34 protein-coding genes and 3 pseudogenes are annotated in these 26780 nt (G+C 49.7%); 35 read left to right on the top strand and 2 right to left on the bottom strand.

Annotation, left to right across the window (positions count from 1 at the left end; translation table 11 throughout):
• Positions 1-225: 225 nt before the first annotated feature.
• From ACI3EW_RS10555 to ACI3EW_RS10475, 17 genes and pseudogenes are all read left to right on the top strand, one after another.
• Positions 226-567, top strand: coding sequence for a DUF7768 domain-containing protein (locus tag ACI3EW_RS10555; RefSeq protein WP_003020223.1), 342 nt, complete (start codon positions 226-228; stop codon positions 565-567).
• Positions 567-1280 (top strand): antirestriction protein ArdA, encoded by a 714-nt coding sequence (locus ACI3EW_RS10550; RefSeq protein WP_405579984.1) that lies wholly within the window; start codon positions 567-569, stop codon positions 1278-1280. Before ACI3EW_RS10555 ends, ACI3EW_RS10550 begins: the two co-directional genes overlap by 1 nt.
• A 43-nt stretch (positions 1281-1323) precedes the next feature.
• Positions 1324-1803, top strand: coding sequence for a PcfB family protein (locus ACI3EW_RS10545; protein WP_330423789.1), 480 nt, complete (start codon positions 1324-1326; stop codon positions 1801-1803).
• Positions 1790-3625: a VirD4-like conjugal transfer protein, CD1115 family gene (locus ACI3EW_RS10540; RefSeq protein ID WP_118596619.1), complete on the top strand. Its 1836-nt coding sequence runs from the start codon at positions 1790-1792 to the stop codon at positions 3623-3625. Before ACI3EW_RS10545 ends, ACI3EW_RS10540 begins: the two co-directional genes overlap by 14 nt.
• A gap of 95 nt (positions 3626-3720) precedes the next feature.
• Positions 3721-3849, top strand: a pseudogene (locus ACI3EW_RS10535) (Maff2 family mobile element protein); the annotation flags it as partial.
• Positions 3850-4042: 193 nt separating this feature from the next.
• Positions 4043-4699: a hypothetical protein gene (locus ACI3EW_RS10530; protein WP_097772901.1), complete on the top strand. Its 657-nt coding sequence runs from the start codon at positions 4043-4045 to the stop codon at positions 4697-4699.
• Between the two features lie 884 nt (positions 4700-5583).
• Complete coding sequence (locus ACI3EW_RS10525; protein WP_025486349.1) at positions 5584-5982, top strand: plasmid mobilization protein; 399 nt, start codon at positions 5584-5586, stop codon at positions 5980-5982.
• Entirely contained in the window at positions 5954-7576 is a 1623-nt protein-coding gene (locus ACI3EW_RS10520) for a relaxase/mobilization nuclease domain-containing protein (protein WP_186908284.1), read from the top strand. Before ACI3EW_RS10525 ends, ACI3EW_RS10520 begins: the two co-directional genes overlap by 29 nt.
• 184 nt (positions 7577-7760) lie before the next feature.
• Entirely contained in the window at positions 7761-7973 is a 213-nt protein-coding gene (locus tag ACI3EW_RS10515) for a hypothetical protein (protein ID WP_005927784.1), read from the top strand.
• Positions 7963-8706 carry a phage replisome organizer N-terminal domain-containing protein gene (locus ACI3EW_RS10510; RefSeq protein ID WP_405580897.1) on the top strand — a complete coding sequence of 248 codons (744 nt, stop codon included), beginning with the start codon at positions 7963-7965 and terminating at the stop codon, positions 8704-8706. Before ACI3EW_RS10515 ends, ACI3EW_RS10510 begins: the two co-directional genes overlap by 11 nt.
• Positions 8703-9557 (top strand): ATP-binding protein, encoded by an 855-nt coding sequence (locus ACI3EW_RS10505; protein ID WP_405580894.1) that lies wholly within the window; start codon positions 8703-8705, stop codon positions 9555-9557. The genes ACI3EW_RS10510 and ACI3EW_RS10505 overlap by 4 nt, the downstream gene beginning before the upstream one ends.
• Positions 9554-9742 carry a transposon-encoded TnpW family protein gene (locus tag ACI3EW_RS10500; RefSeq protein ID WP_002569233.1) on the top strand — a complete coding sequence of 63 codons (189 nt, stop codon included), beginning with the start codon at positions 9554-9556 and terminating at the stop codon, positions 9740-9742. The genes ACI3EW_RS10505 and ACI3EW_RS10500 overlap by 4 nt, the downstream gene beginning before the upstream one ends.
• Positions 9743-9853: 111 nt before the next feature.
• Entirely contained in the window at positions 9854-11464 is a 1611-nt protein-coding gene (locus ACI3EW_RS10495; RefSeq protein ID WP_405580891.1) for a recombinase family protein, read from the top strand.
• Positions 11465-11656: 192 nt separating this feature from the next.
• Positions 11657-12019, top strand: coding sequence for a helix-turn-helix domain-containing protein (locus ACI3EW_RS10490; protein ID WP_483880004.1), 363 nt, complete (start codon positions 11657-11659; stop codon positions 12017-12019).
• On the top strand, positions 11979-12356 hold the full coding sequence (locus ACI3EW_RS10485; RefSeq protein WP_349213127.1) for a TnpV protein: 378 nt from the start codon (positions 11979-11981) through the stop codon (positions 12354-12356). The genes ACI3EW_RS10490 and ACI3EW_RS10485 overlap by 41 nt, the downstream gene beginning before the upstream one ends.
• Positions 12357-12406: 50 nt before the next feature.
• Positions 12407-12811, top strand: a complete 405-nt coding sequence (locus ACI3EW_RS10480; protein WP_117554236.1) for an SRPBCC family protein — start codon at positions 12407-12409, stop codon at positions 12809-12811.
• A 21-nt stretch (positions 12812-12832) separates the two neighbouring features.
• Complete coding sequence (locus ACI3EW_RS10475; protein ID WP_117554235.1) at positions 12833-13297, top strand: hypothetical protein; 465 nt, start codon at positions 12833-12835, stop codon at positions 13295-13297.
• A gap of 110 nt (positions 13298-13407) precedes the next feature.
• Here ACI3EW_RS10475 and ACI3EW_RS10470 read toward each other — a convergent pair whose 3' ends face one another.
• Positions 13408-14214, bottom strand: coding sequence for a helix-turn-helix transcriptional regulator (locus tag ACI3EW_RS10470; RefSeq protein ID WP_006060470.1), 807 nt, complete (start codon positions 14212-14214; stop codon positions 13408-13410).
• A gap of 483 nt (positions 14215-14697) precedes the next feature.
• On the opposite strand from ACI3EW_RS10470, the gene ACI3EW_RS10465 reads away from it, so the two are divergent.
• The 11 genes and pseudogenes from ACI3EW_RS10465 (at position 14698) to ACI3EW_RS10415 (ending at position 21529) form a co-directional block, all read left to right on the top strand.
• Positions 14698-14886, top strand: coding sequence for a hypothetical protein (locus ACI3EW_RS10465; protein ID WP_002592123.1), 189 nt, complete (start codon positions 14698-14700; stop codon positions 14884-14886).
• On the top strand, positions 14883-15224 hold the full coding sequence (locus ACI3EW_RS10460) for a DeoR family transcriptional regulator (RefSeq protein ID WP_002592122.1): 342 nt from the start codon (positions 14883-14885) through the stop codon (positions 15222-15224). The genes ACI3EW_RS10465 and ACI3EW_RS10460 overlap by 4 nt, the downstream gene beginning before the upstream one ends.
• A complete protein-coding gene (locus ACI3EW_RS10455; protein ID WP_173785156.1) occupies positions 15217-15513 on the top strand; it encodes a DUF3847 domain-containing protein in 297 nt (98 codons plus the stop codon). Before ACI3EW_RS10460 ends, ACI3EW_RS10455 begins: the two co-directional genes overlap by 8 nt.
• Before the next feature lie 301 nt (positions 15514-15814).
• Positions 15815-16027 carry a DUF6199 family natural product biosynthesis protein gene (locus ACI3EW_RS10450; RefSeq protein WP_173785155.1) on the top strand — a complete coding sequence of 71 codons (213 nt, stop codon included), beginning with the start codon at positions 15815-15817 and terminating at the stop codon, positions 16025-16027.
• A gap of 51 nt (positions 16028-16078) precedes the next feature.
• A complete protein-coding gene (locus ACI3EW_RS10445; protein ID WP_118468454.1) occupies positions 16079-16261 on the top strand; it encodes a hypothetical protein in 183 nt (60 codons plus the stop codon).
• A 20-nt stretch (positions 16262-16281) separates the two neighbouring features.
• Positions 16282-16536: a CPCC family cysteine-rich protein gene (locus ACI3EW_RS10440; protein ID WP_073929945.1), complete on the top strand. Its 255-nt coding sequence runs from the start codon at positions 16282-16284 to the stop codon at positions 16534-16536.
• 21 nt (positions 16537-16557) lie between these two features.
• Positions 16558-16962 (top strand): hypothetical protein, encoded by a 405-nt coding sequence (locus tag ACI3EW_RS10435; RefSeq protein WP_002594806.1) that lies wholly within the window; start codon positions 16558-16560, stop codon positions 16960-16962.
• A 182-nt stretch (positions 16963-17144) separates the two neighbouring features.
• Positions 17145-18725 carry a MobQ family relaxase gene (gene mobQ / locus ACI3EW_RS10430; protein ID WP_405580876.1) on the top strand — a complete coding sequence of 527 codons (1581 nt, stop codon included), beginning with the start codon at positions 17145-17147 and terminating at the stop codon, positions 18723-18725.
• A 95-nt stretch (positions 18726-18820) separates the two neighbouring features.
• Positions 18821-19513, top strand: a pseudogene (locus ACI3EW_RS10425) (MobQ family relaxase); the annotation flags it as partial.
• Between the two features lie 65 nt (positions 19514-19578).
• Entirely contained in the window at positions 19579-20223 is a 645-nt protein-coding gene (locus tag ACI3EW_RS10420) for a CHC2 zinc finger domain-containing protein (protein WP_227623142.1), read from the top strand.
• On the top strand, positions 20192-21529 hold the full coding sequence (locus ACI3EW_RS10415; RefSeq protein ID WP_405580909.1) for a virulence-associated E family protein: 1338 nt from the start codon (positions 20192-20194) through the stop codon (positions 21527-21529). Before ACI3EW_RS10420 ends, ACI3EW_RS10415 begins: the two co-directional genes overlap by 32 nt.
• A gap of 28 nt (positions 21530-21557) precedes the next feature.
• Here ACI3EW_RS10415 and ACI3EW_RS10410 read toward each other — a convergent pair whose 3' ends face one another.
• A complete protein-coding gene (locus tag ACI3EW_RS10410; protein WP_021682886.1) occupies positions 21558-21797 on the bottom strand; it encodes a hypothetical protein in 240 nt (79 codons plus the stop codon).
• Between ACI3EW_RS10410 and ACI3EW_RS10405 the strand changes: the two genes are divergently transcribed.
• The 7 genes and pseudogenes from ACI3EW_RS10405 to ACI3EW_RS10375 all read left to right on the top strand — a co-directional run bounded on the left by ACI3EW_RS10405 (position 21771) and on the right by ACI3EW_RS10375 (position 26777).
• Positions 21771-21968 (top strand): hypothetical protein, encoded by a 198-nt coding sequence (locus ACI3EW_RS10405; protein WP_405580871.1) that lies wholly within the window; start codon positions 21771-21773, stop codon positions 21966-21968. The genes ACI3EW_RS10410 and ACI3EW_RS10405 overlap by 27 nt on opposite strands.
• Positions 21969-23639 carry a recombinase family protein gene (locus ACI3EW_RS10400; RefSeq protein ID WP_002304373.1) on the top strand — a complete coding sequence of 557 codons (1671 nt, stop codon included), beginning with the start codon at positions 21969-21971 and terminating at the stop codon, positions 23637-23639.
• Between the two features lie 91 nt (positions 23640-23730).
• Positions 23731-23811 (top strand): annotated as a pseudogene (locus ACI3EW_RS10395) (Maff2 family mobile element protein); the annotation flags it as partial.
• An 11-nt stretch (positions 23812-23822) separates the two neighbouring features.
• Positions 23823-24689 (top strand): VirB6/TrbL-like conjugal transfer protein, CD1112 family, encoded by an 867-nt coding sequence (locus ACI3EW_RS10390; RefSeq protein ID WP_014080220.1) that lies wholly within the window; start codon positions 23823-23825, stop codon positions 24687-24689.
• Between the two features lie 15 nt (positions 24690-24704).
• Positions 24705-25436 (top strand): septation protein SpoVG family protein, encoded by a 732-nt coding sequence (locus tag ACI3EW_RS10385; protein WP_405580867.1) that lies wholly within the window; start codon positions 24705-24707, stop codon positions 25434-25436.
• On the top strand, positions 25426-26205 hold the full coding sequence (locus ACI3EW_RS10380) for a DNA-methyltransferase (protein ID WP_120041463.1): 780 nt from the start codon (positions 25426-25428) through the stop codon (positions 26203-26205). The genes ACI3EW_RS10385 and ACI3EW_RS10380 overlap by 11 nt, the downstream gene beginning before the upstream one ends.
• A gap of 17 nt (positions 26206-26222) precedes the next feature.
• Positions 26223-26777 (top strand): MT-A70 family methyltransferase, encoded by a 555-nt coding sequence (locus ACI3EW_RS10375; protein WP_405580906.1) that lies wholly within the window; start codon positions 26223-26225, stop codon positions 26775-26777.
• The last annotated feature ends 3 nt before the right edge of the window (positions 26778-26780 follow it).

The raw sequence follows: 26780 nt of genomic DNA, 5'->3' as shown, positions 1-26780 counted from the left end.
ATATCCCCCGTCGCCGCCTGTTTTTTAGTACAGCCGGGAGTGGGCCGTCAAGGGTGCAGCGCACCGCCGTTTTCGGCGGCTCGCCCTTGACGGTCTGCCCCGGCTGTGCTATTTCCCCGGCAAGCGGCGGGGGTATATCCTCCAGAGCCGCCCCCTTTCCCAAGACTGGGAAAGGGCGTGGGGTTTGGGTTGAACTTTCTTATTAAAATATCGGAGGTATGAACGATGAAACGACCCCTTGCTTATATCACCGCTGCATGGCTCGGCGGCGATAGCGAAAACGCAGAACTGGCGGCGCAGTATTGCCGCACCGTGTATGAGGCAGGCTTTTCTCCTATTTGTCCGCCTTTGTACTTGCCACTGTTTCTCAACGATGCTGTTCCCGAGGAGCATAAAAGCGGCATCGACATGAGCCGTGACCTGCTCCGCCGTTCTCATGTGCTGGTTGTTTGCGGGCACAGTATGACCGAAGCCATGAAAAATGATATTGCCGTGGCCCAGCGGCTGGGAATTACGGCAACAACCCTTGAGGGTATCCTGACCGTCAAGGGACAAGGCCGCCGCTGATGGCGACCCTGTTTGAAGCCTACGTCACCAACGCCGGGAAGTACAGCGAGGGCCAGCTTGTGGGTGAAACACTGAAATTTCCCACAACCGCCCAGGAGGTGGAGGCTCTCTTGAAACGGATTGGCGTGGATGGCGTCCGCTATCAGGAAATTTTTATTACCTCTTTCGATGGGGATGTGCTGGGGCTCTATGACCATTTGAGCGAGTATGAAAATCTGGATGAGCTTAATCATCTGGCCTGCCTGCTTTCCGAGCTTACCTCATCGGAGCTGGAAACACTGGAGGCCGTCCTCGACAGCGGCGAACACTGTTCTTCGGTGCGGGACATCATCAATCTGACACAAAATCTGGACTGTTACGGCTTTTACCCCGGCGTATCCGATGAGGAAACGCTGGGGCGTATTTATGTGGACGATCTGGAAATGTTGGATGTGCCGGATCAGGTAAAACCGTATTTCGATTATGAGGCGTATGGCCGGGATGCCTGCATCCACGAAAACGGCCATTTTGCCCCGGGCGGCTATATTGTCAAAGAAAGCGATCATTTCTTGGAAGTGTATCACGGCTTGCAGGATATTCCCAAGGAGCATAAGGTGTTCTCTTTCCCGAAGCTCTCTATCCGGGAGCAAATGGCCGCTTATCAGGAAATCATAGACGGTTCTTCTTTGGAGGGCTACCGTCAAATGCAGAAAAAAGGCCGTGGGGATCGGTGATGGCACTTCGAGACAAATTGTCCCAAGGAAGGAGGCGGTGTAACTGATTGATGAAGATATTTCCCGGCGCACGATAGCCATATCTGTAAAAACGACCAAGCTGACGGCGCGGGGACTGGCGTATGTGCTGGGCATGGTGGGTCGGAAGATCCGCAAGGCATACCGTGGGCGGCAAGTACCGCATGGCAAACAAAGTGTGCGAAAGCTCATGGCCCACGGCACAGCCACAAACAGCATTGAGCTATCCGGGGATGCCAAGTCCTTTGACCGCGTGGCCCGGAAATGGAATGTGGACTATGCGTTCTATAAAACCGGGCCGGACAAATACCTGCTATTTTTCAAGGCTGGACAGGCAGACGCAATGACCGCCTGCTTTTCTGAGTATTCCCGGAAGGTGTTAAGCAAAGCAAAATCGAACCGTGTTCCCATCCGGGAACAACTGAAACAGGCGGCGGATCAGCTTTCCAAAGAAAAGCCGAAACAGAAAGAACGTGCAAAGGAGGTGGCCCATGAGGACAGATAAGATTAGAAAATATCTCATTCCAAACATTCCCTATCTGTTCATCCTGTGGGCGTTCCTCAAGCTGGGAACGGCCTACCGGCTGGCGGCGGGTAACGATTTTGCACATAAGCTCATCGGGCTGGGCCAGACGATTGGCCCGGCCTTTGCTGACTTTGCGCCCGGTTTAGTCCCGCTGGATTGGCTTGTCGGCATTGTAGGAGCCGTTGGTTTCCGGCTGCTGATCTATTTCAAAAGCAAGAACGCTAAGAAGTTTCGGCGGGATGCAGAATATGGCAGCGCCCGGTGGGGAACGGAAAAAGACATCAAACCGTTTGTTGATCCAAGGTTTGAAAACAACGTGATTTTGACCGGGACAGAGTTTCTCACGATGAACACCCGCCCGAAAATCCCCGCAAATGCCAGAAACTTGAATTGCTGCATCATCGGCTCGTCCGGCTCCGGCAAAACCCGCTTTTGGCTCACGCCCCAGCTTTTACAGGCTCATTCCTCTTATGTGGTGGTCGATCCCAAAGGCGGTGTGTTGGGACAGGTCGGGGCTTTCCTGCAAAAACGCGGGTACAAAATCAAGGTATTCAACAGCATAGATTTTTCAAAATCCATGCACTATAACCCGCTGGCGTATATCCGCAATGAGGCCGATATTCTGAAATTCGTGGATGCCCTGATTTCCAACACCAAGGGCGAAGGCAAGGAAGGCGATCCATTCTGGACGAAATCGGAAACGCTTTTGTACTGCGCCCTGATTGCCTACATCATTTTTGAGGGGCCTGCCGAGGATCGGAACATGAATACTCTTGTGGATATGATTTCTGGCATGGAGGTTAAGGAGGATGATGAGGACTTTATGAACGCGGTGGACTATATGTTTGCCGGGCTCGAAAAGCGCAAGCCGGATTGTTTCGCAGTCAAACAGTATAAAAAGTACAAATTGGCCAGCGGCAAGACGGCAAAAAGCATTTTAATTTCCTGCGGTGCGCGGCTGGCTCCCTTTGACATCCCGCAGCTTCGTGAAGTCATGGCCTATGACGAATTGGAGCTTGACCGCATCGGAGATCGGAAAACAGCGGTATTCTTCATCATTTCCGATACCACGCAGACCTACAACTTTTTAGTGGCGCTTGCATTTTCGCAGATGTTCAACCTCCTGTGTGAACGGGCGGACAATGTTCACGGTGGCCGCCTGCCGCACCATGTACGGGTGCTGTGGGATGAGGCAGCCAACACGGGACAGGTGCCCCAGCTCGAAAAGCTGGTCGCGGTTATCCGCTCCCGCGAGGTGAGTCTTTGCCTGCTGTATCAGCAGTTGGCACAGTGCAAGGCCATTTACGATAAACACGCCGAGACAATCCTCGGCAACATGGACAGCGTGGTGTTCCTCGGTGGCCGCGAAGCCAGCACCATCAAGGAAATATCCGAGAACTGGCTGGGAAAAGCCACAATCAGTATGCAGACCGACAGCCGCTCCCGTGGTCAGTCGGAAAGCTACAGTCAAAATACCCAGCGGCTGGGCCGGGAACTGATGACCCCAGCCGAACTTGCAACCATGCCGGGAGATAAATGTATTTTGCAGCTTCGGGGCCTGCCCCCGTTCTTCTCTCCCAAGTATGATCTGAAACGGCATCCGAACTACCGCTATACGGCGGAGGCCGATAAACAGAAAAACGCTTTTGACCTCGACAGGCTCATTAACCGCCGCAGGCGGCCCGGTCTGAACGAGGCGTGTACGATGTATGAGGTGACTGTGCCGGACGATGCACTCACGGAAGAGGACGAGGACATCCTCAACTATGATGACATCGACGATCCAGACGCCTTTGCATAAATGCTTCGAGACAAAGTGTCCCGAAGTTTGTAACCTGCCGCCTGCATGGGCGGCTTTTTTGTTACCGGAAAAATCCCGGAGAAATGGAGGCTTATATGGCATTTTTCTCATCTGCAATCGACACTTTACAGACCCTCGTTATCGCTCTCGGCGCTGGCCTTGGCGTATGGGGTGTGGTCAATCTGCTGGAGGGCTACGGCTCGGATAACCCGGGCTCCAATGCTCATGTGCGGTAAAGTAACACAAAAGAATTTGATAGACAACAGCCCATTATTCCGAAAAAAAGCAAAAAATCTAATTGAAATATCAAAAATATTCTGGTATAATAAAGACATGAATTACTTAATCTTACCTTGTGAAATACTAATGAATAAATAGTAGACGGATTATTTATTACTTTAGAAATGAGGTGAGTTTATGAAAAAACTTAAAAGGTTATTTTCGGTTCTGTTGACGTTTGCTCTGGTAATGAGTTTTTCTGTTTCAGTGTTTGCAGCTGAAAAAGCGCCGGATTCAGCTTTGACCGTGAATGAATATAAAGAATTTTTGGCGCAGGAATCTCCGGAGGATTTGCAGAAATTTGAAGCACTTAGTGCAGATGAGCAGGAAAAATTTATTGACTACTTGCTTGATCCTGCAACCTACAGCGGAGATTTAGTTGCACCGGGAATTACAAGAGCAACTACTTATGACCGGACAGAGAAAGTAGCTTCTGGAGCAGATTTAGGAGCAGCTAGGTCTACCAGATATGATGCGTGGGGTACGTCAACCGTAGATATTTTGGGAATAGAAATACTTGAATATCGAATTGAAGTCGGGTATAGCGTGTCCGGCAGTACCATTACTACTATTTATTACAATGACGCATTTGTTGTTAAAAATTTGAATCCGCTTGTTCAGACAGATACAACATCGAAGAGTGCATATATTAGTGGTAATGTAGTTCATGCCAAAGGTACATTCTATTACAAGTTAGGACCGATTGAGGGACTTAGTGTTCAGATTGGAAATATCTACGGAGAGTTATTAGCATATTCCGACGGCGACACAAGCATTTCTTACTGGAGGGACTAAGGATATGCGGCATAAAAAGCTAATTATTACATTGCTTGTAATATTAGGCATAATAATCGTTTTTAGTATTATTGGTTATGTCACATATTTGTACTATTAAAACAATAAATAACCGTCTACTATAAGTTTAGGCGCGGGGGGCAATATTTACCCCCGCGTCTATAATTTTAAGATTCAGAATTAAAAACAACGATTTTTATTTGACGGATAAATAGCAAAGCCAGCCGAGCCAGTCAACGACAAGATGAACGTCGCTCCGCGCCGTCGTTGACAGCCCCGTCCGCCTTTGCTGATGAGTAGACAAGGAGCGACAGCTCCAAGTGCTGCCGCCCTCTTTTATTTTACAACTGAATAACCGCTGCCCCATAGCGGCACATGAAGCAGTAAGTCTGAAAAAGATTTGCTGCTTTTTTTGCGCCCATTTTTGGCAAATCGAGAAAGTATCGGTACTGATAAGTGAGCAGGGGGAAATTCCCGTTTTCTATCAAGCAGCGGGCAAAACACAGCTTCTGAAACGCCTTATTGTTGGGAAAGACCAAGCCGCCGGAAAAGTCTTTGCCAGAAAGAGAGGGAGAACGCCAGCCCGCAGCCTTTTATGAAAAAACTGGTTGCGATTTCCCGAAAAAGTGGCAGTAGGAAGTGAGCGGCAGACCGGCAGTTTCTTAGAGCAAGATTCTACCGCAGTACCAAAATTCGCTTTTCGCTCATTTTGCCCCTGCGGGAATCTTGTTGGGGAGTGCCTTCCCCAAACCCTGCTTATGCGGCTTGCGCCGCTTAAAAATCCTTCAAAATATTTTTTCGGATTTTTCAAAAACAGTTCCGCTTCACACCCCGTTTTTCTCCTATTAGTGAGAGGACACCACGCACAGAAAGGAGGTTTTACCATGCGAAAACGATACAACACACCGCACCGCAGCCGGGTAGTCAAAACACGCATGACCGAGGAAGAATACGCCGAGTTTGCCCAACGGCTTTCTGCTTACAACATGAGCCAAGCCGAGTTTATCCGGCAAGCCATAACCGGGGCAGCCATACGCCCCATCATAACCGTTTCTCCTGTCAATGACGAGCTGCTTGCCGCTGTCGGGAAACTGACCGCCGAATACGGCAGGATCGGCGGCAACTTAAACCAGATAGCCCGGACGCTGAACGAGTGGCACAGCCCCTACCCGCAGCTTGCAGGGGAGGTACGGGCGGCGGTTTCCGACCTTGCTGCCCTAAAGTTTGAAGTTTTGCAGAAAGTGGGTGACGCTGTTGGCAACATTCAAACATATCAGCTCTAAAAATGCCGACTATGGCGCAGCGGAAGCCTATCTCACATTTGAGCATGACGAGTTTACCATGAAGCCCACTCTTGATGAAAACGGGCGGCTGATACCGAGGGAGGATTACCGCATTTCTTCCATCAACTGCGGGGACGAAGATTTCGCCGTTGCCTGTATGCGAGCCAATCTTCGCTATGAGAAAAACCAAAAACGGGAAGATGTGAAAAGCCACCACTATATCATCAGCTTTGACCCACGGGACGGGACAGACAACGGCTTGACCGTAGACCGGGCGCAGGAGCTGGGCGAGAAGTTCTGTAAAGAGCATTTCCCCGGACACCAAGCCCTTGTATGCACCCACCCGGACGGGCATAACCACAGCGGCAATATCCATGTGCATATCGTCCTCAACTCCCTGCGGATTTATGAAGTCCCGCTTCTGCCCTACATGGACAGACCAGCCGACACACGGGAGGGCTACAAGCACCGCTGCACCAATGCCGCTATGGAATATTTCAAGAGTGAAGTCATGGAGATGTGCCACCGGGAGGGGCTTTACCAAATCGATCTTTTGAACGGCAGCAAGGAACGGATAACGGAACGGGAATACTGGGCGGCAAAGAAAGGGCAGCTTGCCCTTGATAAAGAGAACGCTGCCAGAGAAGCCGCAGGACAGCCGACCAAGCCCACCAAGTTTGAAACGGACAAGGCGAAGCTGCGCCGGACGATACGGCAGGCACTTTCCCAAGCTACCAGCTTTGACGAGTTTTCTTCCCTTTTGCTGCGGGAGGGCGTGACCGTCAAGGAGAGCCGGGGGCGGCTTTCCTACCTCACGCCGGACAGGACAAAGCCTATCACAGCCCGGAAGCTGGGGGACGATTTTGACAAGGCTGCTGTCCTTGCCCTGCTCACGCAGAACGCCCACAGAGCCGCCGAACAGACCACAGACATACCCGAATACCCACACACCCAAAAGGAACGCTTGCGGGAGGAAAAAGCCGCAAAAACCACCCCGGCAGACAACACCTTGCAGCGCATGGTTGACCGGGAAGCCAAGCGAGCCGAGGGCAAGGGCGTGGGCTATGACCGCTGGGCGGCAAAGCACAACCTAAAGCAAATGGCAGCTACCGTTACCGCCTATCAGCAGTATGGCTTTTCTTCCCCGGAGGAACTGGACGAAGCCTGTTCTGCCGCTTATGCCGCCATGCAGGAAAGCCTTACAGAGCTGAAGCAGGTGGAAAAGACGCTGAACGGGAAAAAGGAGCTGCAACGGCAGGTGCTTGCCTATTCCAAGACCCGCCCTGTCCGGGACGGGCTGAAACAGCAGAAAAACGCCAAAGCAAAAGCAGCCTACCGTCAGAAGCACGAAAGCGACTTTATCATAGCAGACGCAGCCGCCCGTTATTTCAGGGAGAACGGCATTTCCAAGCTGCCGAGCTATAAAGCCCTGCAAGCAGAGATTGAAAGCCTTATCAAAGAGAAAAACAGCGGCTACAACGATTACCGGGCAAAACGGGAGGAATACCGCCGCTTACAGACTGTCAAGGGCAATATCGACCAGATTTTACGCCGGGAACGCAAGCCTGTGAAAAGGCAGGAACAGGAGCGATAAAAACCACCCCAAAATGTACCCGAACCCATACAGAACAAGGGGGCTGCCCCGTACCCTATCCGCAATACCAAAGGATTTTTTAACGGGCTTACAGGGCAGAAAAACCCCGAAAATGATACCGAGATGATACAGAATTACCGCCGATACCGTCACACCAGCGGAAACGGCAGAAAGGAGCGCACCCATGCCAAGAATGAGCAAGAAACGGCGGCTGGAATGGTCTTTTTTCCTGCGGCAAGTGAAAGTCGGGAATACCACCTGCGACCGTATCACATACAACGACCTCTGCCGGGGCTGTACCCATAGCTGCAAGCAGAGCTTCCGGGCGGTTATCATACTCTGCCCCCGCTACTACTCCAAACGCCGGAAAAAGGAGGACAGGGACAATGGCAGATAACCGCAAGTATTACTACCTCAAGCTGAAAGAGAACTTTTTTGACAGCGACTCCATTGTGCTGCTGGAAGATATGAAAGACGGGATTTTATATTCCAATATCCTCTTGAAGCTGTACTTAAAATCGCTGAAAAACGGCGGGAAGTTGCAGCTTGACGAGCATATCCCCTACACAGCGCAGATGATAGCGACACTGACCCGCCACCAGATAGGGACGGTTGAAAGGGCTTTAGAGATTTTCCGGCAGTTGGGGCTTGTGGAGCAGCTTGACAGCGGGGCTTTTTATATGACCGATATTGAGCTGATGATAGGACAGTCCTCTACCGAAGCCGAGCGAAAACGGGCTGCAAGGCTGGAAAACAAGGCACTTTTACCGTCTCGGACAAAAGGCGGACATTTGTCCGACATTCGTCCACCAGAGATAGAGTTAGAGAAAGAGATAGAGATAGAAAAAGAGAGAGAGGGAGAAACGGGACACCCCGCCCCCGCCGCTTATGGCAGATACAACAATGTGATACTGACCGATACAGAGCTTTCCGGGCTGAAAACAGAGCTGCCCGACAAGTGGGAGTATTATATTGACCGGCTTTCCTGCCATATCGCTTCCACCGGGAAGCAGTACCACAGCCATGCAGCCACCATTTACAAGTGGGCGCAGGAGGACGCTGCCAAAGGCAAGGCTGCCCCGAAACAGGGCATACCCGATTATTCATGCAAGGAGGGTGAGAGCTTATGAGAAACGAGATTGAAGCTATGATTACGGACATTACAGCCACTACCGCCGAAGCGGAGGACTACACAGGCGAGGACGGGCTTTTATACTGCGGCAAGTGCCATACGCCCAAAGAAGCCTACTTTGCAGAGGGAAAGACCTGTTTCGAGCGTGACCGCCACCCAACAGACTGCGACTGCCAGCGAGCAGCCCGTGAAAAGCAGCAAGCCGCCGAAAGCCGACAGAAGCACCTTGAAAAAGTGGAGGACTTGAAACGCCGGGGCTTTACCGACCCTGCTATGCGGAACTGGACATTTGAGCATGACAACGGCAGAAACCCACAGACCGAAACCGCCCGCTTTTATGTGGAGAGCTGGGAAACCATGCAGGCTGAAAATATCGGCTACCTGTTTTGGGGCGGCGTGGGGACAGGAAAAAGCTACCTTGCCGCCTGTATCGCCAACGCCCTTATGGAGAAAGAGGTTGCCGTCTGTATGACAAACTTTGCAACCATACTCAATGACCTTGCTGCCAGCTTTGATGGCAGGAACGAATATATTTCCCGCCTTTGCAGCTACCCCCTGCTGATACTTGATGATTTTGGTATGGAGCGAGGAACAGAATACGGGCTGGAACAGGTTTACAGCGTGATTGACAGCCGTTACCGAAGCGACAAGCCGCTGATCGCCACGACCAACCTCACGCTGGAGGAATTGCAGCACCCGCAGGACACGCCCCACGCCCGTATCTATGACAGGCTGACTTCCATGTGCGCCCCCGTCCGCTTCACGGGCAGCAACTTCCGAAAGGAAACCGCACAGGAAAAGCTGGAACGCTTAAAGCAACTGATGAAGCAGCGAAAGGAGAGCCTATGACAGAAACGAAACAGACAAGCACCACCAAAACAGACCGCCGCCCGGACTGTGTGACGGAAATCCGCATGGGCAACTCCGTCCTTACCGTTTCCGGCTTCTTCAAGCAGGGCGCAACCGATACCGCAGCCGACAAGATGATGAAAGTGCTGGAAGCGGAAGCTGCTACACAAAAAACGGCGATTTGACCGACCATAAAGAAGCAGATTTGACGCTTTTGCCGCTATACAGACCGCCGCCCCATGTGGTACAATCAAGGTACGGAATAGTGGGGCTGGCTGTCGGAAACGGAGGATTTTATGTTAAGACAGACCAACCAACAACCAATTACCGCCCTTTACCCAAGACTTTCCCATGAGGACGAGCTGCAAGGCGAGAGCAATTCCATTTCCAACCAGAAGCGTATTCTTGAAACCTATGCAAAGCAGAACGGCTTTTCCAATCTGCGCTGGTACACGGACGACGGTTATTCTGGTGCGAACTTTCAAAGACCCGGTTTTCAAGCCATGCTTGCGGACATTGAAGCCGGAAAAGTCGGGACAGTTATCGTAAAGGATATGTCGAGGTTAGGGCGAAACTACCTGCAAGTGGGAATGTACACGGAAATGATTTTCCCACAGAAAGGTGTCCGCTTTATCGCTATCAATGACGGAGTGGACAGCGCACAAGGCGACAATGACTTTGCCCCGCTGCGGAATATCTTTAACGAATGGCTGGTGAGAGATACGAGCAAGAAAATCAAAGCAGTAAAACGCTCAAAAGGCATGAGTGGCAAGCCCATCACAAGCAAGCCTGTGTATGGCTACCTCATGGACGAGGACGAAAATTTCATTATTGACGAGGAAGCTGCACCCGTAGTCAAGCAGATATACAACCTCTGCCTTGCCGGGAACGGTCCGACTAAGATAGCCCGTATGCTCACAGAGCAGCAAATCCCCACGCCGGGGACGCTGGAATACCGTAGGACGGGCAGCACCCGCCGCTACCACCCCGGCTATGAGTGCAAGTGGGCGACCAATACCGTTGTGCATATCCTTGAAAACCGGGAATACACGGGCTGCCTGGTAAACTTCAAGACGGAAAAACTCTCTTACAAAGTCAAGCACAGCGTAGAAAACCCGGAGGAAAAGCAAGCGATATTCGAGAACCACCACGAGCCTATCATAGACACCCAAACATGGGAACGGGTGCAGGAGCTTCGCAAGCAGCGCAAACGCCCCAACCGCTATGATGAAGTGGGCTTGTTCTCCGGCATACTGTTCTGTGCAGACTGCGGCAGTGTGATGTATCAGCAGCGATACCAGACGGACAAGCGCAAGCAGGACTGTTATATCTGCGGCAACTACAAGAAACGCACCCATGACTGTACGGCGCACTTTATCCGCACCGACCTCTTGACCGCTGGTGTACTCTCCAATCTGCGGAAAGTGACCAGCTATGCGGCAAAGCATGAAGCCCGGTTTATGAAGCTCCTGATTGAGCAGAACGAGGACGGGGGCAAGCGCAGGAACGCCGCCAAGAAAAAGGAGCTGGAAGCCACCGAGAAACGCATAGCCGAGTTATCCGCTATCTTCAAGCGGCTGTATGAGGACAGTGTGACCGGGCGCATATCAGGCGAGCGTTTCACAGAGCTGTCGGCAGACTATGAAGCAGAACAACGGGAGCTGAAAGAAAGAGCCGCCGCTATCCAAGCGGAGCTTTCCAAAGCACAGGAAGCCACCGTGAACGCAGAAAAGTTTATGAATGTTGTCCGGCGGCATACCAGCTTTGAAGAACTTACCCCTACTCTGCTGCGGGAGTTTGTAGAGAAAATCGTTGTGCATGAGTGCAGCTATGACGAGAACAAGACCCGCAGACAGGACATTGAGATTTATTATTCTTTTGTTGGCAAGGTGGACTTGCCCGAATAACCGCCCGACCTATCCGACACAAGAGCTAAGTGCCGGATAGGAACGGCAAAATTTTTTACACTTCTATTACTTCTTTATCGCACATCAATAAAGTCCCAGGGCATGAAGCAGTTCATGGCTAATTAAAGGGAACAAAAAAGAAAGGAAAAGCACAATCCAGACGGTATCAGCGGCAGTCTACAAGAATAAATTGTGATTACACAAGATTGGTGCTATAATAAGAGAAAAGTTCCTGCCGGGGCAGCCGCCCCGGTGGTATGGATAGGAAGGCAGGAAAGCTATATGCACATCAGCTATAAACCACTCTGGCATACACTGTTAGAGCGTGATATGAGAAAAGAAGATTTAAGGCTTGCCGCTGGTATGACAACGAATATGATTGCCAACATGAGCAAAGAGGGAAAGCACATCAGCATGGACACATTAGCCCGTATCTGCGAAACGCTGAATTGTGAGATTACCGATGTGATTGAGTTAGTACCAGACGAGCCTGCATCCACAGGAGGTAAGGAACATGAGCGAATTGAAACCAAGAATAACAGAAAACGGAATTGATTATATCCTTGTCGGAGATTACTACATCCCGGATTTGAAGCTGCCGGAAGAACACCGCCCCATAGGAAAGTATGGACGGTTGCACCGGGAATATTTAAGAGAAGTCCACCCAGCCAGATTGAACACATTGATATTGACCGGAGAGCTATGGACATATCTTGCAAACCTGAACGAACAGGCACAGGAACGGATAGACACCATCATAGAGCAGATGAAAACTGCCGAGGGCGTGACCGAAGAATTAAAGCGTACCCATCAAATGGAATGGGTGCGGCGGTGTAATAACATTCACAACCGGGCAGAAGAAATTGTATTGCATGAGATGATTTATTCATAATGGTATGGTAGAATGATTATGACAAAATAGAGTTTGAAGGGGGCATGAAAATGGCAATCTCAAATATAAATACGATTATCAATGATGATATTCATAAAGTTTGGGATATTGTTTTTGCTGTTGATAAATATAGTGAGTGGCGAAGCGATTTAAGCAAAACAGAAATCATAAATGATAAGCAGTTTATTGAGTACACGAAAGACGGATATGCAACTATATTTTCTATTACTGCTGTTGAGCCATATAAACGTTGGGAATTTGACATGAAAAATAGCAATATGACCGGGCATTGGATTGGTATTTTTACAGCTAAGGGAAATGAAACACAAATTGATTTTACAGAAAATGTGACACCTAAAAAGTGGTTTATGAAACCTTTTGTAAAACTCTATTTGAAGAAGCAGCAAACTCAATTTGTTCTGGACTTAAAAAAAGCATTGGAACAACAATGTTGAAGTTGTAAAGGAGAGAATACTATGAATAGAATCAAATATGCAGAACAGTTATATGCTCTTATTTCTATGTGCTTAGGCTGTGCTTTTATCGTTTTTGGTTTGCTTAGTTTTATTGGAATATTACAGCCTACATCAACGTCAATAGTCCAAAGTCAAAGGAATATTGGGATTGTTTTTTCTGTACTTGGTGTCGCTTTTTTAATTGCACAAGCAATTTTTACAGCTCTTGCTTCTGCAAAGAAGAAATCCTATTACGAGTTGATTTCTAACGGAATTAAAGTTAATGGGATTGTAGAAAAAGTATATATGCAGAAGTTTCTACAATATGGGAAAAAGTCCCCGTACAGAGTTCTTTACAGCTATACATACGGAGGGAAGATTTATCATCACAAAAGCCATCTCTTATGGGATAAGCCGTATATGAAAGAAACAGATTCGATTGCAGTATATATAAATGATTCAGAGAAATCGGCAATTCAATTATAGGGCGTATTTTAGTTGTATCCTTAGTTTATCGCCCTAAATTTTAACTGAATAACCACAGCACAAACCGCTGCTACATGGAAGCTAACAAACCATGCAACAGCGGTTTTTCTTTATCGTTTTTTCCTCTGGCTGATAGGCGTTCCCATTTTCTTTGATTTTTTGAGAATCCGAATCAGCCAGCGAAATTCTTCGTCTGACAGATTTTTATAGTTGATACCAAGCTGCTTGCAGTAAAGAACAACCAGCTTTTCATCCCGGCTGCCTTTGAAATTTTCGACAGCTTCCAGATTTTCTTTCAGTTCATCGGCAACGGTGGTCTGGGGTGCACTCTCGCTGTCCTTTTTATGGGCTTCCCGAATATCCCGGATAATGAGGTTGAGGTCATCCAGAACCATGTGGCTGAAATATTCATCATCACTGATATGGGCGGCTTGCAACACTTTCAAATGGGGGTCGTCTTCGCCAGGGCGATACCGTTCAATGATTTCATGCCGGACGGTATCGACAAGGGCATTGAGGTTCTGAATCTGCATGGTGGCAATCCCATCCACATAAATCTCAATATCCGCAAGAAACTTGATAAAGTCCTTATGGGTGGCAAGTTCGCACAGCAGACGGTTGTTAATCCGACCGCTTTTCAGAAGTGCTACCATCTCATCACTCAAATGCAGCTCCCTTAATGGCGTGTTGATCTCCGCCCGGTTCTCTGTCCGGCAAAAGAGATAATCGAGGGACACCCCATAAAAATCTGCCAGCAGGATAAGGTTGCCATGATTGATTTCCTTATAGTCGTCTTTTTCATAACTGCCAAGAGCCGATTTTGAAATACCCGTTTGCTCAGCCAGTTCTTCCAGTTTTAATCCTTTGTTTAATCGTAAATCTTTTAGCCGTTCCTGTATTGTAGTAGCTCCGTTCATTGAAGCAGTTCCCCCTTCTGACGACATTTATAACCGTTGAATTGATTATACCATATCAATTCCACAATCGTGGAAATTTCTGATTTTTACCCCGAATTCCTACTTTGTGGACATACGGCACAGGGCACAAAAATGTTCTATGATACAGGTAGTTCATCGATGGATTATTCCAATCGAATGACCAGCCTGTGTGGGATATGCTTCCCCGGCGATGTAGTGCCATGACTTTTGGCAGGGATATGGAGGAACCCTGACCGAAACGAGCATACCAAAGGGAGCGATACGCCGCTGTGAGATTCAGGGGAGGAACGACACCGGGGAGAACTGGCGAACTGACACCGAAATGATACCGAAACACGACAATCTGATAGGGGGATAGTCTACCCTATCGTTGATACTTCGGGAGATTTTAGGCGGTTCTATGGCTGTAATTTTGCCAAAAATCGCCCCGAAACCATACACTAAAACGGGAGGAAGCGCAATATGCCGAGAATGAGCAAAAAGAGGAAGCATGAGCTTTCCTTTTACCTCAATGACCGGGGGCGTGTCACTTACAACGAATTATGCCGGAAATGCCAGCATGGGTGCAGGCAGAGCTTCCGGGCGGTTGTGGTTGACTGCCCCCGTTATTTATCCAAACGAGCAAAGAAAAAGGAGGAACACACCGAATGAATTTTGAATTTATGACGATAGACACACCATTGCCACCCTGTATGCCCTTTCCCATAGCGTTGACAGGCTTTCCGGTCAGCAGCACCGCAAAGGTCATGTACTGCCGGATGCTGGACGCTATGCTGTCCAAAGGGCAGGAGGATGAGAACGGAATCCTGTTTGTCTGCTTCCCTGTTACAGCCATTGCCGCAGTCCTGTCCCGTAGCTCTATGACGGTCAAGCGTTCTCTGAATGAACTGGAAACCGCCGGACTTATCATGCGGGTGCGTCAGGGCGTTGGAGAACCAAACCGGATTTATGTGCTGATACCGGGAAAGGAGGATGCTGCCCTTGCCTGATACCTCAAAGCTGGAAAGGCTCAACCGGGAGCTGGAAAAAAGTGAAAAGAAACTGCGGAAAGCCATCAATGATGAAAAGGCGTTGAAGCACCAGTTGAAGCAGCTTACCCGAAAGGAACGGACACACCGGCTCTGTATTCGTGGCGGTATGCTGGAAAGTTTTCTGCAAGAGCCGGAACGCCTGACAGATGATGATGTTATGCTGCTGTTAAAACTCATTTTTCACAGGCAGGACACGCAGGAATTATTGAAAAAACTGCTGGAACGGAAGAAGCCGGAAAACCCTTAGTTTACTAAGGGCGCAATTATACACCACCCAGAGGTTGGTGCATTGCGTTCTCCGAAGGCTCCTCGCCGGAGGGCTGTGATTTTCCGCAGTCATGGTCTGCTCCAAATCATACAGGGGACGCTACGCTTCCCCTGCGCTGGCTGCCGCCAGCTACCCTTTTGTGGACTTGCCATCTGGGGACACCTTGCGCTGCAAGCTGTTCCCATCTGACAAGTTTCATAAAATACGCTATCTTTTCGATAGGTAATAAAGTATAATGAAATCAATAACAAACTGGACTTGAATAACGGGAGGGACGCCTATGTTATGGTCTATTAGTGGTGGAGTTATAATTTTGGTTTTAGGTGTGTTTATTTTTTTAAAGCCAGATTTAGTGTGGAAATTAACAGAAGCATGGAAATCTTATCGTGCAGATGAGCCATCTGAGTTATATCTGAAAACCACAAAAATTGGGGGTATTTTATTTGCTCTATCAGGAGTTGTTATGATAATACTACCCTTTATTTTGAAATAATAACTTTCAGATTGCATGACGAGCGACAAATCAATTTTAGGAGGGATATAGATGCCGGTTATCGAGATTATAACGATTGTATTTGCAGCGATTACAATTTATTTGTGTTATGACGAATATAAAAAAGGAAAAATGAGTTTGAGGAATTTCAAAATAGTTTCTATATGCGAAAGTCTTGCGATTTTAGGAATGATATTTTTGATAATTTGCTGTTATTCAAATATGAAATTATAATGGGGAGCTAAAAATACGAAATGATGAAATATCAATGTCCTTGCTGCGGATATTTTACCTATAATGTTCCGGCAAATGAAGATTGTGGGTATATCTGTCCCGTTTGTTTTTGGGAGAATGACCCGTTCATTGCTTCTGATAACGAACCAAGTGACTCTAATCATGGAATAACGCTAAAAGAAGCGAAATCCAATTTCTCAAAATTTGGTGCTTGTGAAAAAGAAATGTTATGTTATGTCCGACCACCAAGAGATGATGAAAAAGAAATTTCATAGTAGTGTGTAAAGGAGAATCAAATGAAGCATAAAAAGTTTTTGTTAATTGCACTGATATGTTTAATCGGTATAGGTATTAGCTTTCTTTTGTTTTCTGCTCATAGACCATTCAAAGATTTAGAGGCAGCAGATATTACTTCGGCAAGTGTTCGGTTATCGCCACCTGATACAACAATTCAGATAGTAGAAACAGAGGAATTAGTATCATATCTCAATGAGGTAGTTATTTACAATAAGGACAACTCATATACAGAATATGCCGGACAAGCAGTTATTTTCACTCTGTCTTTGGCAGATGGTTCTCAAGTGGAGATTATAGCATACAATCCATTTATTATAATTGACGGTATTGGTTATAAATGCAAATATGAACCTTGTGAAGCTCTTAATCATTATGCTAATGAGCTAATGACAAGAGAACCATAATTTTTAAGTGTACCATCTACCCATCGGGTCAACTTGTCCCGAACTTTTACAGCTAAATATCCGCCGCCCTCACAGCGGCACACCGAGCAGGAAATCTGAAAAAGGTCTCCTGCTTTTTTTCTGCCAAAATGAGGTGGTAAAACGCCACCCCATCCGCCAATTACCGAAAGGAGGGACACGAAATGCCCTGCCCACACAACGAAATCACGATTGTTCAGCGCAGCCAGCGGCAGTCTGCGGTTGCCGCCGCTGCTTACCAAAGCGGCGAAAAGCTGTTCTGTGAATACGACCAGCAAGTGAAGCACTACCCGGAAAAGCGTGGTATTGTCCACAATGAAATTCTGCTCCCGGCAAACGCCCCACGGTCGTATGCAGACCGCAATACCTTATGGAACGCCGCCGAAGCGGTGGAAAAGCAATGGAACTCCCAGCTTGCAAGGCGGTGGGTGCTTACCATCCCAAGAGAGATACCACCCGACCAGTATGCTGTCCTTGTCCGGGAGTTTTGTGAGCAGCAGTTTGTTTCCAAAGGCATGATTGCTGATTTTGCAATCCATGACCCCCATCCGCCGGGACACAATCCCCACGCCCATGTCATGCTCACTATGAGGGCAATGGACGAACATGGAAAATGGCTTCCCAAGAGCCGCAAGGTTTATGACCTTGATGAAAGCGGAGAACGGATAAAACTTCCGTCCGGCAGGTGGAAAAGCCACAAGGAGGATACGGTTGACTGGAACGACCAGAAGTATTGTGAAATCTGGCGGCATGAATGGGAGGTCATCCAGAACCGCTATCTGGAAGCCAATGACCGCCCGGAGCGTGTGGACTTGCGTTCCTATGCCAGACAGGGGCTTGATATTATCCCTACTGTCCATGAGGGGGCTGCTGTCCGGCAGATGGAAAAGCGTGGTATCCAGACGAATATCGGAAATCTGAACCGGGAAATCAGAGCCGCCAACAGTCTGATGAAGTCCATCCGGCAGCTTATCCAAAACCTCAAAGGCTGGATTACCGAGCTGGGAGAAAAACGGAAAGAGCTGCTTGCACAAAAAGCGGCGGAGGAAGCGACACTTCTTCCCAATCTGCTGATGAAGTACATGGAGATACGAAAGGAAGAACGGAAGGACTGGACGAGGGCTGGACAGAACCGGGGGACTTCACAGGACTTAAAGGCAGTCAGCGAAGCCCTGTCCTATCTCCGGCAAAAGGGGCTTTCCACTGTGGAGGACTTAGAAGCGTTTCTGGAATCTTCCGGGAAATCAGCCGCAGATTACCGCAATCAGATGAAGCCAAAGGAAGCCCGCAGCAAAGTGATTGACGGGATTCTTGCCAGCCGGACAGACTGCAAGGAATGTAAGCCTGTCTATGAGAAGTACCAGAAGATATTTTTTAAGAAAACAAAGGAGAAATTCAAACAGGAACACCCGGAGGTTGCCCGGTATGCGAAAGCCGCCGCCTACCTTGCCAAGCACCCGGACGATAAGGACAGTACCCAAAAGGAGCTGCAAGAGGAGCAGGAAACGCTTCTGGAAGAAATTGCAGCCCTGAAAACACCGCTGACCGAGGTACAGGAGGATTTGAAGAAGCTGCGGGACATTCGCTACTGGGTACGGAAAGCCACCCCCGGCACAGAAGAAAGCAAAGAGCAGCCCAAGAAACAGCCTATCAAAGAAGTCTTGCAGGATAAGGCTGACGAGAAAAAAGCACAAAGAACTGTCCCGGCACAGACGAAATACAAACAACAGGATATGGAACTTTAACAGGCACTTGCCATTTTCAATCAGAGAATGTCAGGTGCTTTTCCTTTTTCAAGGAGGGATAGATTTGAATGTATTTGAAGCTGTGAAGCAGTCCGTCACTTCTTCCCAATCTGCTGATGAAGTACATGGAGATACGAAAGGAAGAACGGAAGGACTGGACGAGGGCTGGACAGAACCGGGGGACTTCACAGGACTTAAAGGCAGTCAGCGAAGCCCTGTCCTATCTCCGGCAAAAGGGGCTTTCCACTGTGGAGGACTTAGAAGCATTTCTGGAATCTTCCGGGAAATCAGCCGCAGATTACCGCAATCAGATGAAGCCAAAGGAAGTCCGCAGCAAAGTGATTGACGGGATTCTTGCCAGCCGAACAGACTGCAAGGAATGTAAGCCTTTCTATGAGAAGTACCAGAAGATATTTTTCAAGAAAACAAAGGAGAAATTCAAACAGGAACACCCGGATGTTGCCCGGTATGAGAAAGCCGCTGCCTACCTTGCCAAGCACCCGGACGATAAGGACAGTACCCAAAAGGAGCTGCAAGAGGAGCAGGAAAAACTTCTCAGCGAAATCGCAGAGCTGAAAGTACCGCTGACCGAGGTACAGGAGGATTTGAAGAAGCTGCGGGACATCCGCTACTGGGTACGGAAAGCCACACCCGGCACAGAGGAAAGTAAAGAGCCGCCTAAGAAGCAGCCCATCAAGGAAGTCTTGCAGGATAAGGCGGACGAGAAAAAGGCTCAAAGAACCGCCCCGGCACAGGCGAAACACAGACAACAGGATATGGAACTTTAACAGGCACTTGCCATTTTCAATCAGAGAATGTCAGGTGCTTTTCTTATTTTCAAGGAGGGATAGATTTGAATGTATTTGAAGCTGTGAAGCAGTCCGTCACAACAAGACAGGCTGCGGAGCATTATGGAATCCATGTAGGTCGGAACGGGATGGCTTGCTGCCCGTTCCATAACGATAAAACCCCAAGTATGAAGCTGGATCGGCGTTACCACTGCTTCGGCTGCGGTGCGGATGGGGATGTGATTGATTTTACCGCCGCCCTGTATGGGCTGGGAAAGAAAGAAGCTGCCGTACAACTGGCACAGGACTTCGGGCTTTCCTATGAGGACTGGAAACCGCCGGGAAAGGCAAAAAAGCCCAAGCCCCGGCAGAAATCCCCGGAGGAACAGTTTCAGGAAGCAAAGAACCGCTGCTTCCGTATTCTTGCCGATTATCTTCACTTGCTTATGGCATGGAGAAAGGACTACGCCCCGCACTCCCCGGAGGAAGCCTTTCATCCCCGGTTCGTGGAAGCCTTACAGAAGCAAGCCCAAGTGGAATATCTGCTGGATATATTGCTGTTCGGGGAAACAGAGGAAAAAGCGGCTTTGATTACGGACTACGGAAAGGATGTGATACAGCTTGAACAGCGAATGGCAGAGCTTGCAGCCGCAGACGCAGCAAGAATTAAAAAACACCATGAACGCCATGCAGCCACCCCAGAGCATTGAGGAAATCAAAGCGGGACTGGAAACTACCGAGAAAGGCGGTGTCCGTCAGAGCATACGGAACTGCCTGACCGTATTCCAGCGTGACCCGCTGCTTTCCGGGGCTATCGCATACAACATCCTGACCGACCGCAAGGACATCATAAAGCCCATCGGCTTCCACAGAGAAAGCACCGCCCTGAACGATACGGATATGAAGTATCTGCTTCTCTATCTGGAAGAAACCTATGGGCTTACCAATGAGAAAAAGATTGATAATGCCATCGGGATTGTGGCGAATGAAAACAAGTACCATCCCATCCGGGACTACCTAAGTGCCCTTGTGTGGGACGGGACAGAACGAATCCGTTTCTGTCTGCGGCACTTTCTGGGGGCTGACGCAGACGATTACACCTATGAAGCGTTGAAGCTGTTCCTGCTGGGTGCAATCTCACGAGCCTTTCAGCCGGGGTGCAAGTTTGAAATCATGCTCTGTCTGGTAGGCGGTCAGGGGGCTGGCAAGTCCACTTTCTTCCGTCTGCTGGCAGTCCGGGACGAGTGGTTCTCCGATGATTTGCGGAAGCTGGACGATGAAAATGTGTACCGCAAGCTGCAAGGTCACTGGATTATCGAAATGTCGGAAATGATGGCAACCGCCAACGCCAAGAGCATTGAGGAAATCAAGTCGTTTTTAAGCCGGCAGAAAGAGGTCTACAAGATACCCTATGAAACCCACCCGGCAGACCGCCCCCGTCAGTGCGTGTTTGGCGGCACTTCCAATGCCCTTGACTTCCTGCCCCTTGACCGTTCCGGCAACCGCCGCTTTATCCCGGTCATGGTGTACCCGGAGCAAGCCGAGGTTCACATTTTGGAGGACGAAGCTACTTCCAGAGCCTATATCGAGCAGATGTGGGCAGAAGCGATGGAGATTTACCGAAGCGGCAGGTTCAAGCTGGCTTTCAGCCCCGCCATGCAGCGGTATCTCAAAGAACACCAGCGGGATTTTATGCCGGAGGACACCAAAGCCGGAATGATACAGGCGTATCTTGATAAGTACACCGGGAGCATGGTCTGTTCCAAGCAGCTTTACAAGGAAGCCTTGAACCACACCTTTGACGAGCCGAAGCAATGGGAAATCCGGGAAATCAACGAGATTATGAACCAGTGCATTTCCGGCTGGCGCTACTTCCCAAACCCAAGAATGTTTTCCGAATATGGCAGACAAAAGGGCTGGGAGCGTGAAAACCCGGCAACGGACTCCGGCAACCCGTCTGAAAAAACGATGGATGGTTTTGTGGAGGTCACAGAACAGATGGAGCTTCCATTCTGAAAATGACCGCCCGTTGCACCCCCTGTTGCTATCCCGTTGCCGAGCCGGTTGCCGGGGAAAACCCCTTATTTCCGGGCTTTTCTCCCTTATAACAACCAAAACAACAGAAAAATAAAAGAAAAGTATAAATAGTAACCATCGCCAGATTGAGATTGTTTGCAAGGTCTTTTGAAGCCCGTTGCCGGACTTCGTTGCCGACACCCTCTGTCTGGCTATTTTCATGTATGGAGGATAACTGCCTATGGCAAAAAACAAAACAGAGATTCATGTTACAACGGTGTTTGACGGGGAACTGGACGCCACTGATGTGTTCGTCAGCCTGATTTCCCAGAAATACGGAAAGACAAATACAAAAGAATATCTTGCTAAAAAGAAAGATATAAGCTATAATGAAGATAAGGTTCAAAAGAGCCAGATACCGTCTGGATTGTGTGGGTAAATGGCTATGATGAACGAAATGGAATACAGAACAATCGGAAAGGCACTTGCCGGGGGCTATCGTGCAGCGGTCTATTGCAGGCTGTCAAAGGACGATGACCTGCAAGGCGAAAGTGCCAGTATCGCAAACCAGCGTGATATGCTGGAAAAATACTGCGAAAAGCAGGGATGGGAGGTTGTGGCAGTCTATCAGGACGATGGCTTTACAGGTCTTAACATGGAGCGTCCTGACTTACAGAGGATGTTAAAAGCCATTGAGCGGAAACAGATCAACCTTGTCATCACGAAAGACCTCAGCCGACTGGGGCGTAATTATCTGCAAACCGGGCATTTGATTGAGGACTTTTTCCCAAGAAACGGTGTCCGCTATATCGCCATGAATGACGGTATCGACACTCTGCGGGATAACAACGATATTGCCCCGTTCAAGAATATCCTGAACGAGATGTACAGCAAGGATATTTCCAAGAAAGTCCATTCCTCTTATCTTCTGAAAGCGCAGAAAGGACAGTTTACCGGGTGTCTTGCCCCGTTTGGGTATCGGAAAGACCCGGAGGACAAGAACCATCTGCTCATTGACGAGGAAACAGCCCCGATTGTGCGGCTGATTTTCGGATATGCCCTGAACGGTCATGGTCCGAACTATATCCGCAGACGGCTGGAGGAAGAAAAAATCCCCTGCCCTACATGGTGGAACCGGGAACGGGGGTTTCGCAATACCCGCACCAAATGGGAAAAGAAAGACCCGGAAAACGGGCGGTATATGTGGGACTTCTCCGTTATCAAAGATCTTTTGATGAATCCCGTCTACACCGGGGCGATTGCTTCCCAGAAAAAAGACTACCGTTTCAAAATCGGAACGATTGGGGAAAAGAAGTCGGAGGACTGGATTGTGGTGGAGGGACAGCATGAACCGCTGATTGACCGCATGAGCTTTGACATTGTGCAGAACAAGCTGAAATCCCGCCAGCGTCCGGGGCAGACAAATGAAATCAGCCTGTTTGCCGGATTGATAAAATGCGGCGAGTGTGGGAAGTCGCTGACGGTACGCTACACAAACGCAAAACATCCCCAGCGGATTTATTCCTGCAAGACCTACAATGCCTTTGGAAAGAACCACTGCACCCAGCACCGGATTGATTATGACACCCTTTACAGCCATGTGCTGCGGAAAATCCGGGAATGTGCCAGAGCTGCCCTGATGGACGGGGAAGCGGTTGCCGACCGCCTGACCAATACCTGTGAAGCCGAGCAGCAGGAACAGCGGGAAGCAATGGAACGCTCCCTTACAAGGGACGAGGAACGGATTGAGGTTCTGGACAAAATGGTAATGCGGCTTTATGAGGATATGATTGCAGGGCGTATCAGTGAGCAGAATTTCAACACCATGCTGGAAAAGACACAGACCGAGCAGACGGAGCTTAAAACAAAAGTGTCCGAGGGCAGAAAGCGGCTGTCCGATGAAGTCCAGCTTGCCAATGACGCAAAACAATGGGTGGAAGCCATTCAGGAATACGCCAACATCACAGAGTTGGACGCAGCCACCCTCAACCGTTTAATCAAAGAAATCGTCGTGCATGAGCGCATTGACGAAGATAAAACAAGACACATTTCTATCGAAATTCATTTTAATCTCAAACCCATCCCGGAGGTGGAACAGGTCACTGCCTGACCTGTCCCGCCGGGACGGTTCTCTTAAAAAACACCATATAGATTTTTTGTACGCCGCCGCCCGCCATCGAGCAGAGTTTTACACCTAATTGGGGATAAAACAGCTCATGGCGGGTGGCGGCATCATCGTCATTGGCACTACACTGATCCCGCTGCTGTCTGGCCTGTTTTAAGGTAGGCGCTTATGGATTTTCTCACCGACTGGCTCACAAACTGGCTCAAAGAGCTTCTGATTGGCGGGATCATGGGAAACCTCGAAGGTCTTTTTGATACCGTCAATACCCAGGTCGGAGAGATTGCGGCACAGGTAGGGACTACCCCGGCGGCGTGGCACGCCGGGGTTTTCTCCCTGATCCGACAGCTTTCCGAAACGGTGATCCTGCCGATTGCCGGAATGGTGCTGACCTTTGTTGCCACTTATGAGCTCATACAGATGCTTTTGGAAAAGAACAATATGCACGAGGTTGACGTTGCGAACCTCTATAAATGGATGTTCAAAACAGCCTGTGCAATCTTAATCCTGTCAAATACATTCAATATCGTCATGGCTGTGTTCGATGTGTCACAGAGCGTTATCGCACAGGCAGGCGGGCTCATTCAAGGCTCCACCGATGTTTCGGCGGATATGCTTGCCGAACTGGAAACCTCGCTGGAGGCGATGGACTTGGGGCCGCTTTTGGGGCTTTGGCTGCAGTCTGCGCTCATTGGATTTACGATGAAGGCGATGGGGATTATCATTTTCGTTTTGGTGTATGGCAGGATGCTGGAAATCTATCTGCTGACCAGTCTGGCACCCATCCCCGTTGCTACGCTTTCCAACCGGGAGCTTGGCAGCACCGGGCAAAACTACATAAAGTCCCTGTTTGCCGTGGGCTTTCAAGGGCTGCTGATTCTTGTATGTGTTGCAATTTACGCGGTGCTCATTCAAGGCATCGCAACAAGCGGCGATCCCATCGGGGCAATTTGGGGAACTGTGGGCTACACGGTTTTGCTTTGCTTCATGCTCTTTAAGACCGGGAGCATTGCCCAGCGTATCTTTGGCGCTCATTAACAGGAGGTGGTGCTTATGCCGAGAAGATACGGGGCGGATGGAACGCGCTTATGGAATGGAAAAACGCCGGAGGAGTTTACTGAGGCGGATGCTTACCGCTTTATGGTGGAAACAGAGGCCGTCCTGCAAAGGAAAGAGCTGATGGACGATCCCGCCCAGCCTGCTCCGGCAAGCGGAAAGGAGGAATTTTATCTGAGTAAGAAAGACGATGTATTGCTGACCCCGGAGCAGATTGCTGCGGAGGAGCGGCGCTGGCTATTTGATGCTCCCATCGCGGAGCTTGCAGAAGTCAAGGGCGTTAGTATTGACGAGGCGGTAAAAATGCGGACGGATGCCGTCTTGCAGGAGGCGGTTGTTCCGATCACAGTATCTGTCCGCCCGATTGAGCCGCAGGGTAAACTGATCGGCTTCGCCAGCGTCAATTTTGGCGGTGTGGTCATCGACGATTTTAAGGTTGTGGATGGGAAAAACGGAATTTTTCTCGGAGCTCCCTCTAAACCCGATCCTGCCAGCCGGACGGGATACCGGGCTACGGTTCGGATTCCTGACCACGCCACACAGGAGCGGATTAACGCGGCTGGTGTGAAGGCGTATCATGCGGCGGTGGAACAGCTTGTTGCACGGGCCCAGGCGGTACGGCCTGCCCCGATCAAGGAGCAGATGGCCGAGGCCGCGAAACAAGCTGGAAAAGAAAATGCCGCCCGGCCTGCACCTGCCAAAGCAAAGGAGGCCCGCAATGACCGATAGCCGCACTTTGGGACAACGTGTCCCGAAGGAGGGCTTGTTTCTCATGGACGGCATCGAGGGCTTGCGTTCTTTGCCAAAACATAGCGTGGATATGCTGCTGACTGATCCGCCCTACGGCACAACCCGGAATTATTGGGATGTGCCCCTGCCGCTCCCGGAGCTGTGGGAGGCGGTGAAATGGGCAGTCAAGCCGAATGGCGCAGTGCTGTTTTTCGCACAGTGCCCCTTTGACAAGGTGCTGGGCGCATCCAACCTCGCCATGCTCCGCTATGAGTGGATTTGGTACAAGGAGCGCGGAACGGGCTTTCTCAATGCAAACCGGGCTCCACTGAAAAAGTCCGAGAATATCTTGGTGTTTTACCAGAAGTCCCCGGTCTACAATCCGCAGTTTACTTATGGCAAGCCTTATGCCCGCGTTCATTCCCGAAGCGGTACAAGCTCCAACTATGGGAAATTTGAACGGCAGGGATCGGAGTCCAACGATGGCCGCCGCTATCCCGGAAATGTACTATTTGTGCCTACGGTGTCCGGCGGCATCCACCCCACGCAGAAGCCCGTGGAGCTCTGCGAGTATCTGATCCGCACCTATACCCACCCCGGAGAACTGGTCGCGGACATTTGCGTTGGCTCCGGCACAACCGCGATTGCAGCCATCAACACAGAACGCCGCTTTGTATGCTTTGAAACGGCCCCGTCCTTTTATGCCGCCGCCAGTGAACGCATCCGTGCGGCGCAGGCAGTAAAAAGCTCTGGCGAGAAAGGAGTGTAATTATCCAGCAGTATTCTATCATTTACGCCGATCCCCCTTGGCGCTACTCGGCTAAGAAAGTACAGGGCGCGGCAGAAAATCATTATCCCACTATGAGTATTGAGGAGTTATGTGCGTTGCCTGTGGCTGATCTTGCAGCCCCGGACAGCGCACTCTTTTTATGGGCCACTTTCCCGCAGCTCCCGGAGGCGCTCCGGCTGATCGAGGCTTGGGGCTTCACCTACAAAAGCGTTGCTTTCGTCTGGCTGAAAAAGAACAAGAAAGCGGATAGCTGGTTTTACGGCCTTGGCTTCTGGACAAGGGGCAACGCGGAAATCTGCCTGCTGGCTACCAAGGGACACCCGAAGCGGCAGTCTGCCAACATTCATCAATTCATCATTTCCCCGATTGAAGCCCATAGCAAAAAGCCGGACGAGGCCCGCGACAAAATCGTTTCCCTGATGGGAGATCTGCCCCGCGTGGAGCTCTTTGCCAGGCAGACCCCGCCCGGCTGGGCTGTATGGGGAAATGAAGTAACACCAACCATCCCGGACTTTGGGACACATTGTCCCGAAGTGCAGAAAGGAGTGTGAGCT

The sequence above is a fragment of the Pilosibacter rotomagensis genome (assembly GCF_045062245.2).
In the GTDB taxonomy this organism is placed as follows: domain Bacteria; phylum Bacillota; class Clostridia; order Lachnospirales; family Lachnospiraceae; genus Pilosibacter.
This window is presented reverse-complemented; position numbering and strand designations above follow the sequence as displayed.

What these genes read in the sequence shown, in the direction of transcription:
- ACI3EW_RS10405 (WP_405580871.1), top strand. Translation starts at nt 21,771, where the DNA reads ATGGCAAAAAACAAAACAGAGATTCATGTTACAACGGTGTTTGACGGG.
- ACI3EW_RS10550 (WP_405579984.1), top strand. Translation starts at nt 567, where the DNA reads ATGGCGACCCTGTTTGAAGCCTACGTCACCAACGCCGGGAAGTACAGC.
- ACI3EW_RS10505 (WP_405580894.1), top strand. Translation starts at nt 8,703, where the DNA reads ATGAGAAACGAGATTGAAGCTATGATTACGGACATTACAGCCACTACC.
- ACI3EW_RS10415 (WP_405580909.1), top strand. Translation starts at nt 20,192, where the DNA reads ATGAACGCCATGCAGCCACCCCAGAGCATTGAGGAAATCAAAGCGGGA.
- ACI3EW_RS10400 (WP_002304373.1), top strand. Translation starts at nt 21,969, where the DNA reads ATGGCTATGATGAACGAAATGGAATACAGAACAATCGGAAAGGCACTT.
- mobQ (WP_405580876.1), top strand. Translation starts at nt 17,145, where the DNA reads ATGCCCTGCCCACACAACGAAATCACGATTGTTCAGCGCAGCCAGCGG.
- ACI3EW_RS10445 (WP_118468454.1), top strand. Translation starts at nt 16,079, where the DNA reads ATGCCGGTTATCGAGATTATAACGATTGTATTTGCAGCGATTACAATT.
- ACI3EW_RS10410 (WP_021682886.1), bottom strand. Translation starts at nt 21,797, where the DNA reads ATGAATCTCTGTTTTGTTTTTTGCCATAGGCAGTTATCCTCCATACAT.
- ACI3EW_RS10465 (WP_002592123.1), top strand. Translation starts at nt 14,698, where the DNA reads ATGCCGAGAATGAGCAAAAAGAGGAAGCATGAGCTTTCCTTTTACCTC.
- ACI3EW_RS10450 (WP_173785155.1), top strand. Translation starts at nt 15,815, where the DNA reads ATGTTATGGTCTATTAGTGGTGGAGTTATAATTTTGGTTTTAGGTGTG.
- ACI3EW_RS10515 (WP_005927784.1), top strand. Translation starts at nt 7,761, where the DNA reads ATGCCAAGAATGAGCAAGAAACGGCGGCTGGAATGGTCTTTTTTCCTG.
- ACI3EW_RS10435 (WP_002594806.1), top strand. Translation starts at nt 16,558, where the DNA reads ATGAAGCATAAAAAGTTTTTGTTAATTGCACTGATATGTTTAATCGGT.
- ACI3EW_RS10480 (WP_117554236.1), top strand. Translation starts at nt 12,407, where the DNA reads ATGGCAATCTCAAATATAAATACGATTATCAATGATGATATTCATAAA.
- ACI3EW_RS10380 (WP_120041463.1), top strand. Translation starts at nt 25,426, where the DNA reads ATGACCGATAGCCGCACTTTGGGACAACGTGTCCCGAAGGAGGGCTTG.
- ACI3EW_RS10390 (WP_014080220.1), top strand. Translation starts at nt 23,823, where the DNA reads ATGGATTTTCTCACCGACTGGCTCACAAACTGGCTCAAAGAGCTTCTG.
- ACI3EW_RS10530 (WP_097772901.1), top strand. Translation starts at nt 4,043, where the DNA reads ATGAAAAAACTTAAAAGGTTATTTTCGGTTCTGTTGACGTTTGCTCTG.
- ACI3EW_RS10510 (WP_405580897.1), top strand. Translation starts at nt 7,963, where the DNA reads ATGGCAGATAACCGCAAGTATTACTACCTCAAGCTGAAAGAGAACTTT.
- ACI3EW_RS10440 (WP_073929945.1), top strand. Translation starts at nt 16,282, where the DNA reads ATGATGAAATATCAATGTCCTTGCTGCGGATATTTTACCTATAATGTT.
- ACI3EW_RS10555 (WP_003020223.1), top strand. Translation starts at nt 226, where the DNA reads ATGAAACGACCCCTTGCTTATATCACCGCTGCATGGCTCGGCGGCGAT.
- ACI3EW_RS10460 (WP_002592122.1), top strand. Translation starts at nt 14,883, where the DNA reads ATGAATTTTGAATTTATGACGATAGACACACCATTGCCACCCTGTATG.
- ACI3EW_RS10385 (WP_405580867.1), top strand. Translation starts at nt 24,705, where the DNA reads ATGCCGAGAAGATACGGGGCGGATGGAACGCGCTTATGGAATGGAAAA.
- ACI3EW_RS10470 (WP_006060470.1), bottom strand. Translation starts at nt 14,214, where the DNA reads ATGAACGGAGCTACTACAATACAGGAACGGCTAAAAGATTTACGATTA.
- ACI3EW_RS10540 (WP_118596619.1), top strand. Translation starts at nt 1,790, where the DNA reads ATGAGGACAGATAAGATTAGAAAATATCTCATTCCAAACATTCCCTAT.
- ACI3EW_RS10485 (WP_349213127.1), top strand. Translation starts at nt 11,979, where the DNA reads ATGAGCGAATTGAAACCAAGAATAACAGAAAACGGAATTGATTATATC.
- ACI3EW_RS10525 (WP_025486349.1), top strand. Translation starts at nt 5,584, where the DNA reads ATGCGAAAACGATACAACACACCGCACCGCAGCCGGGTAGTCAAAACA.
- ACI3EW_RS10495 (WP_405580891.1), top strand. Translation starts at nt 9,854, where the DNA reads ATGTTAAGACAGACCAACCAACAACCAATTACCGCCCTTTACCCAAGA.
- ACI3EW_RS10475 (WP_117554235.1), top strand. Translation starts at nt 12,833, where the DNA reads ATGAATAGAATCAAATATGCAGAACAGTTATATGCTCTTATTTCTATG.
- ACI3EW_RS10500 (WP_002569233.1), top strand. Translation starts at nt 9,554, where the DNA reads ATGACAGAAACGAAACAGACAAGCACCACCAAAACAGACCGCCGCCCG.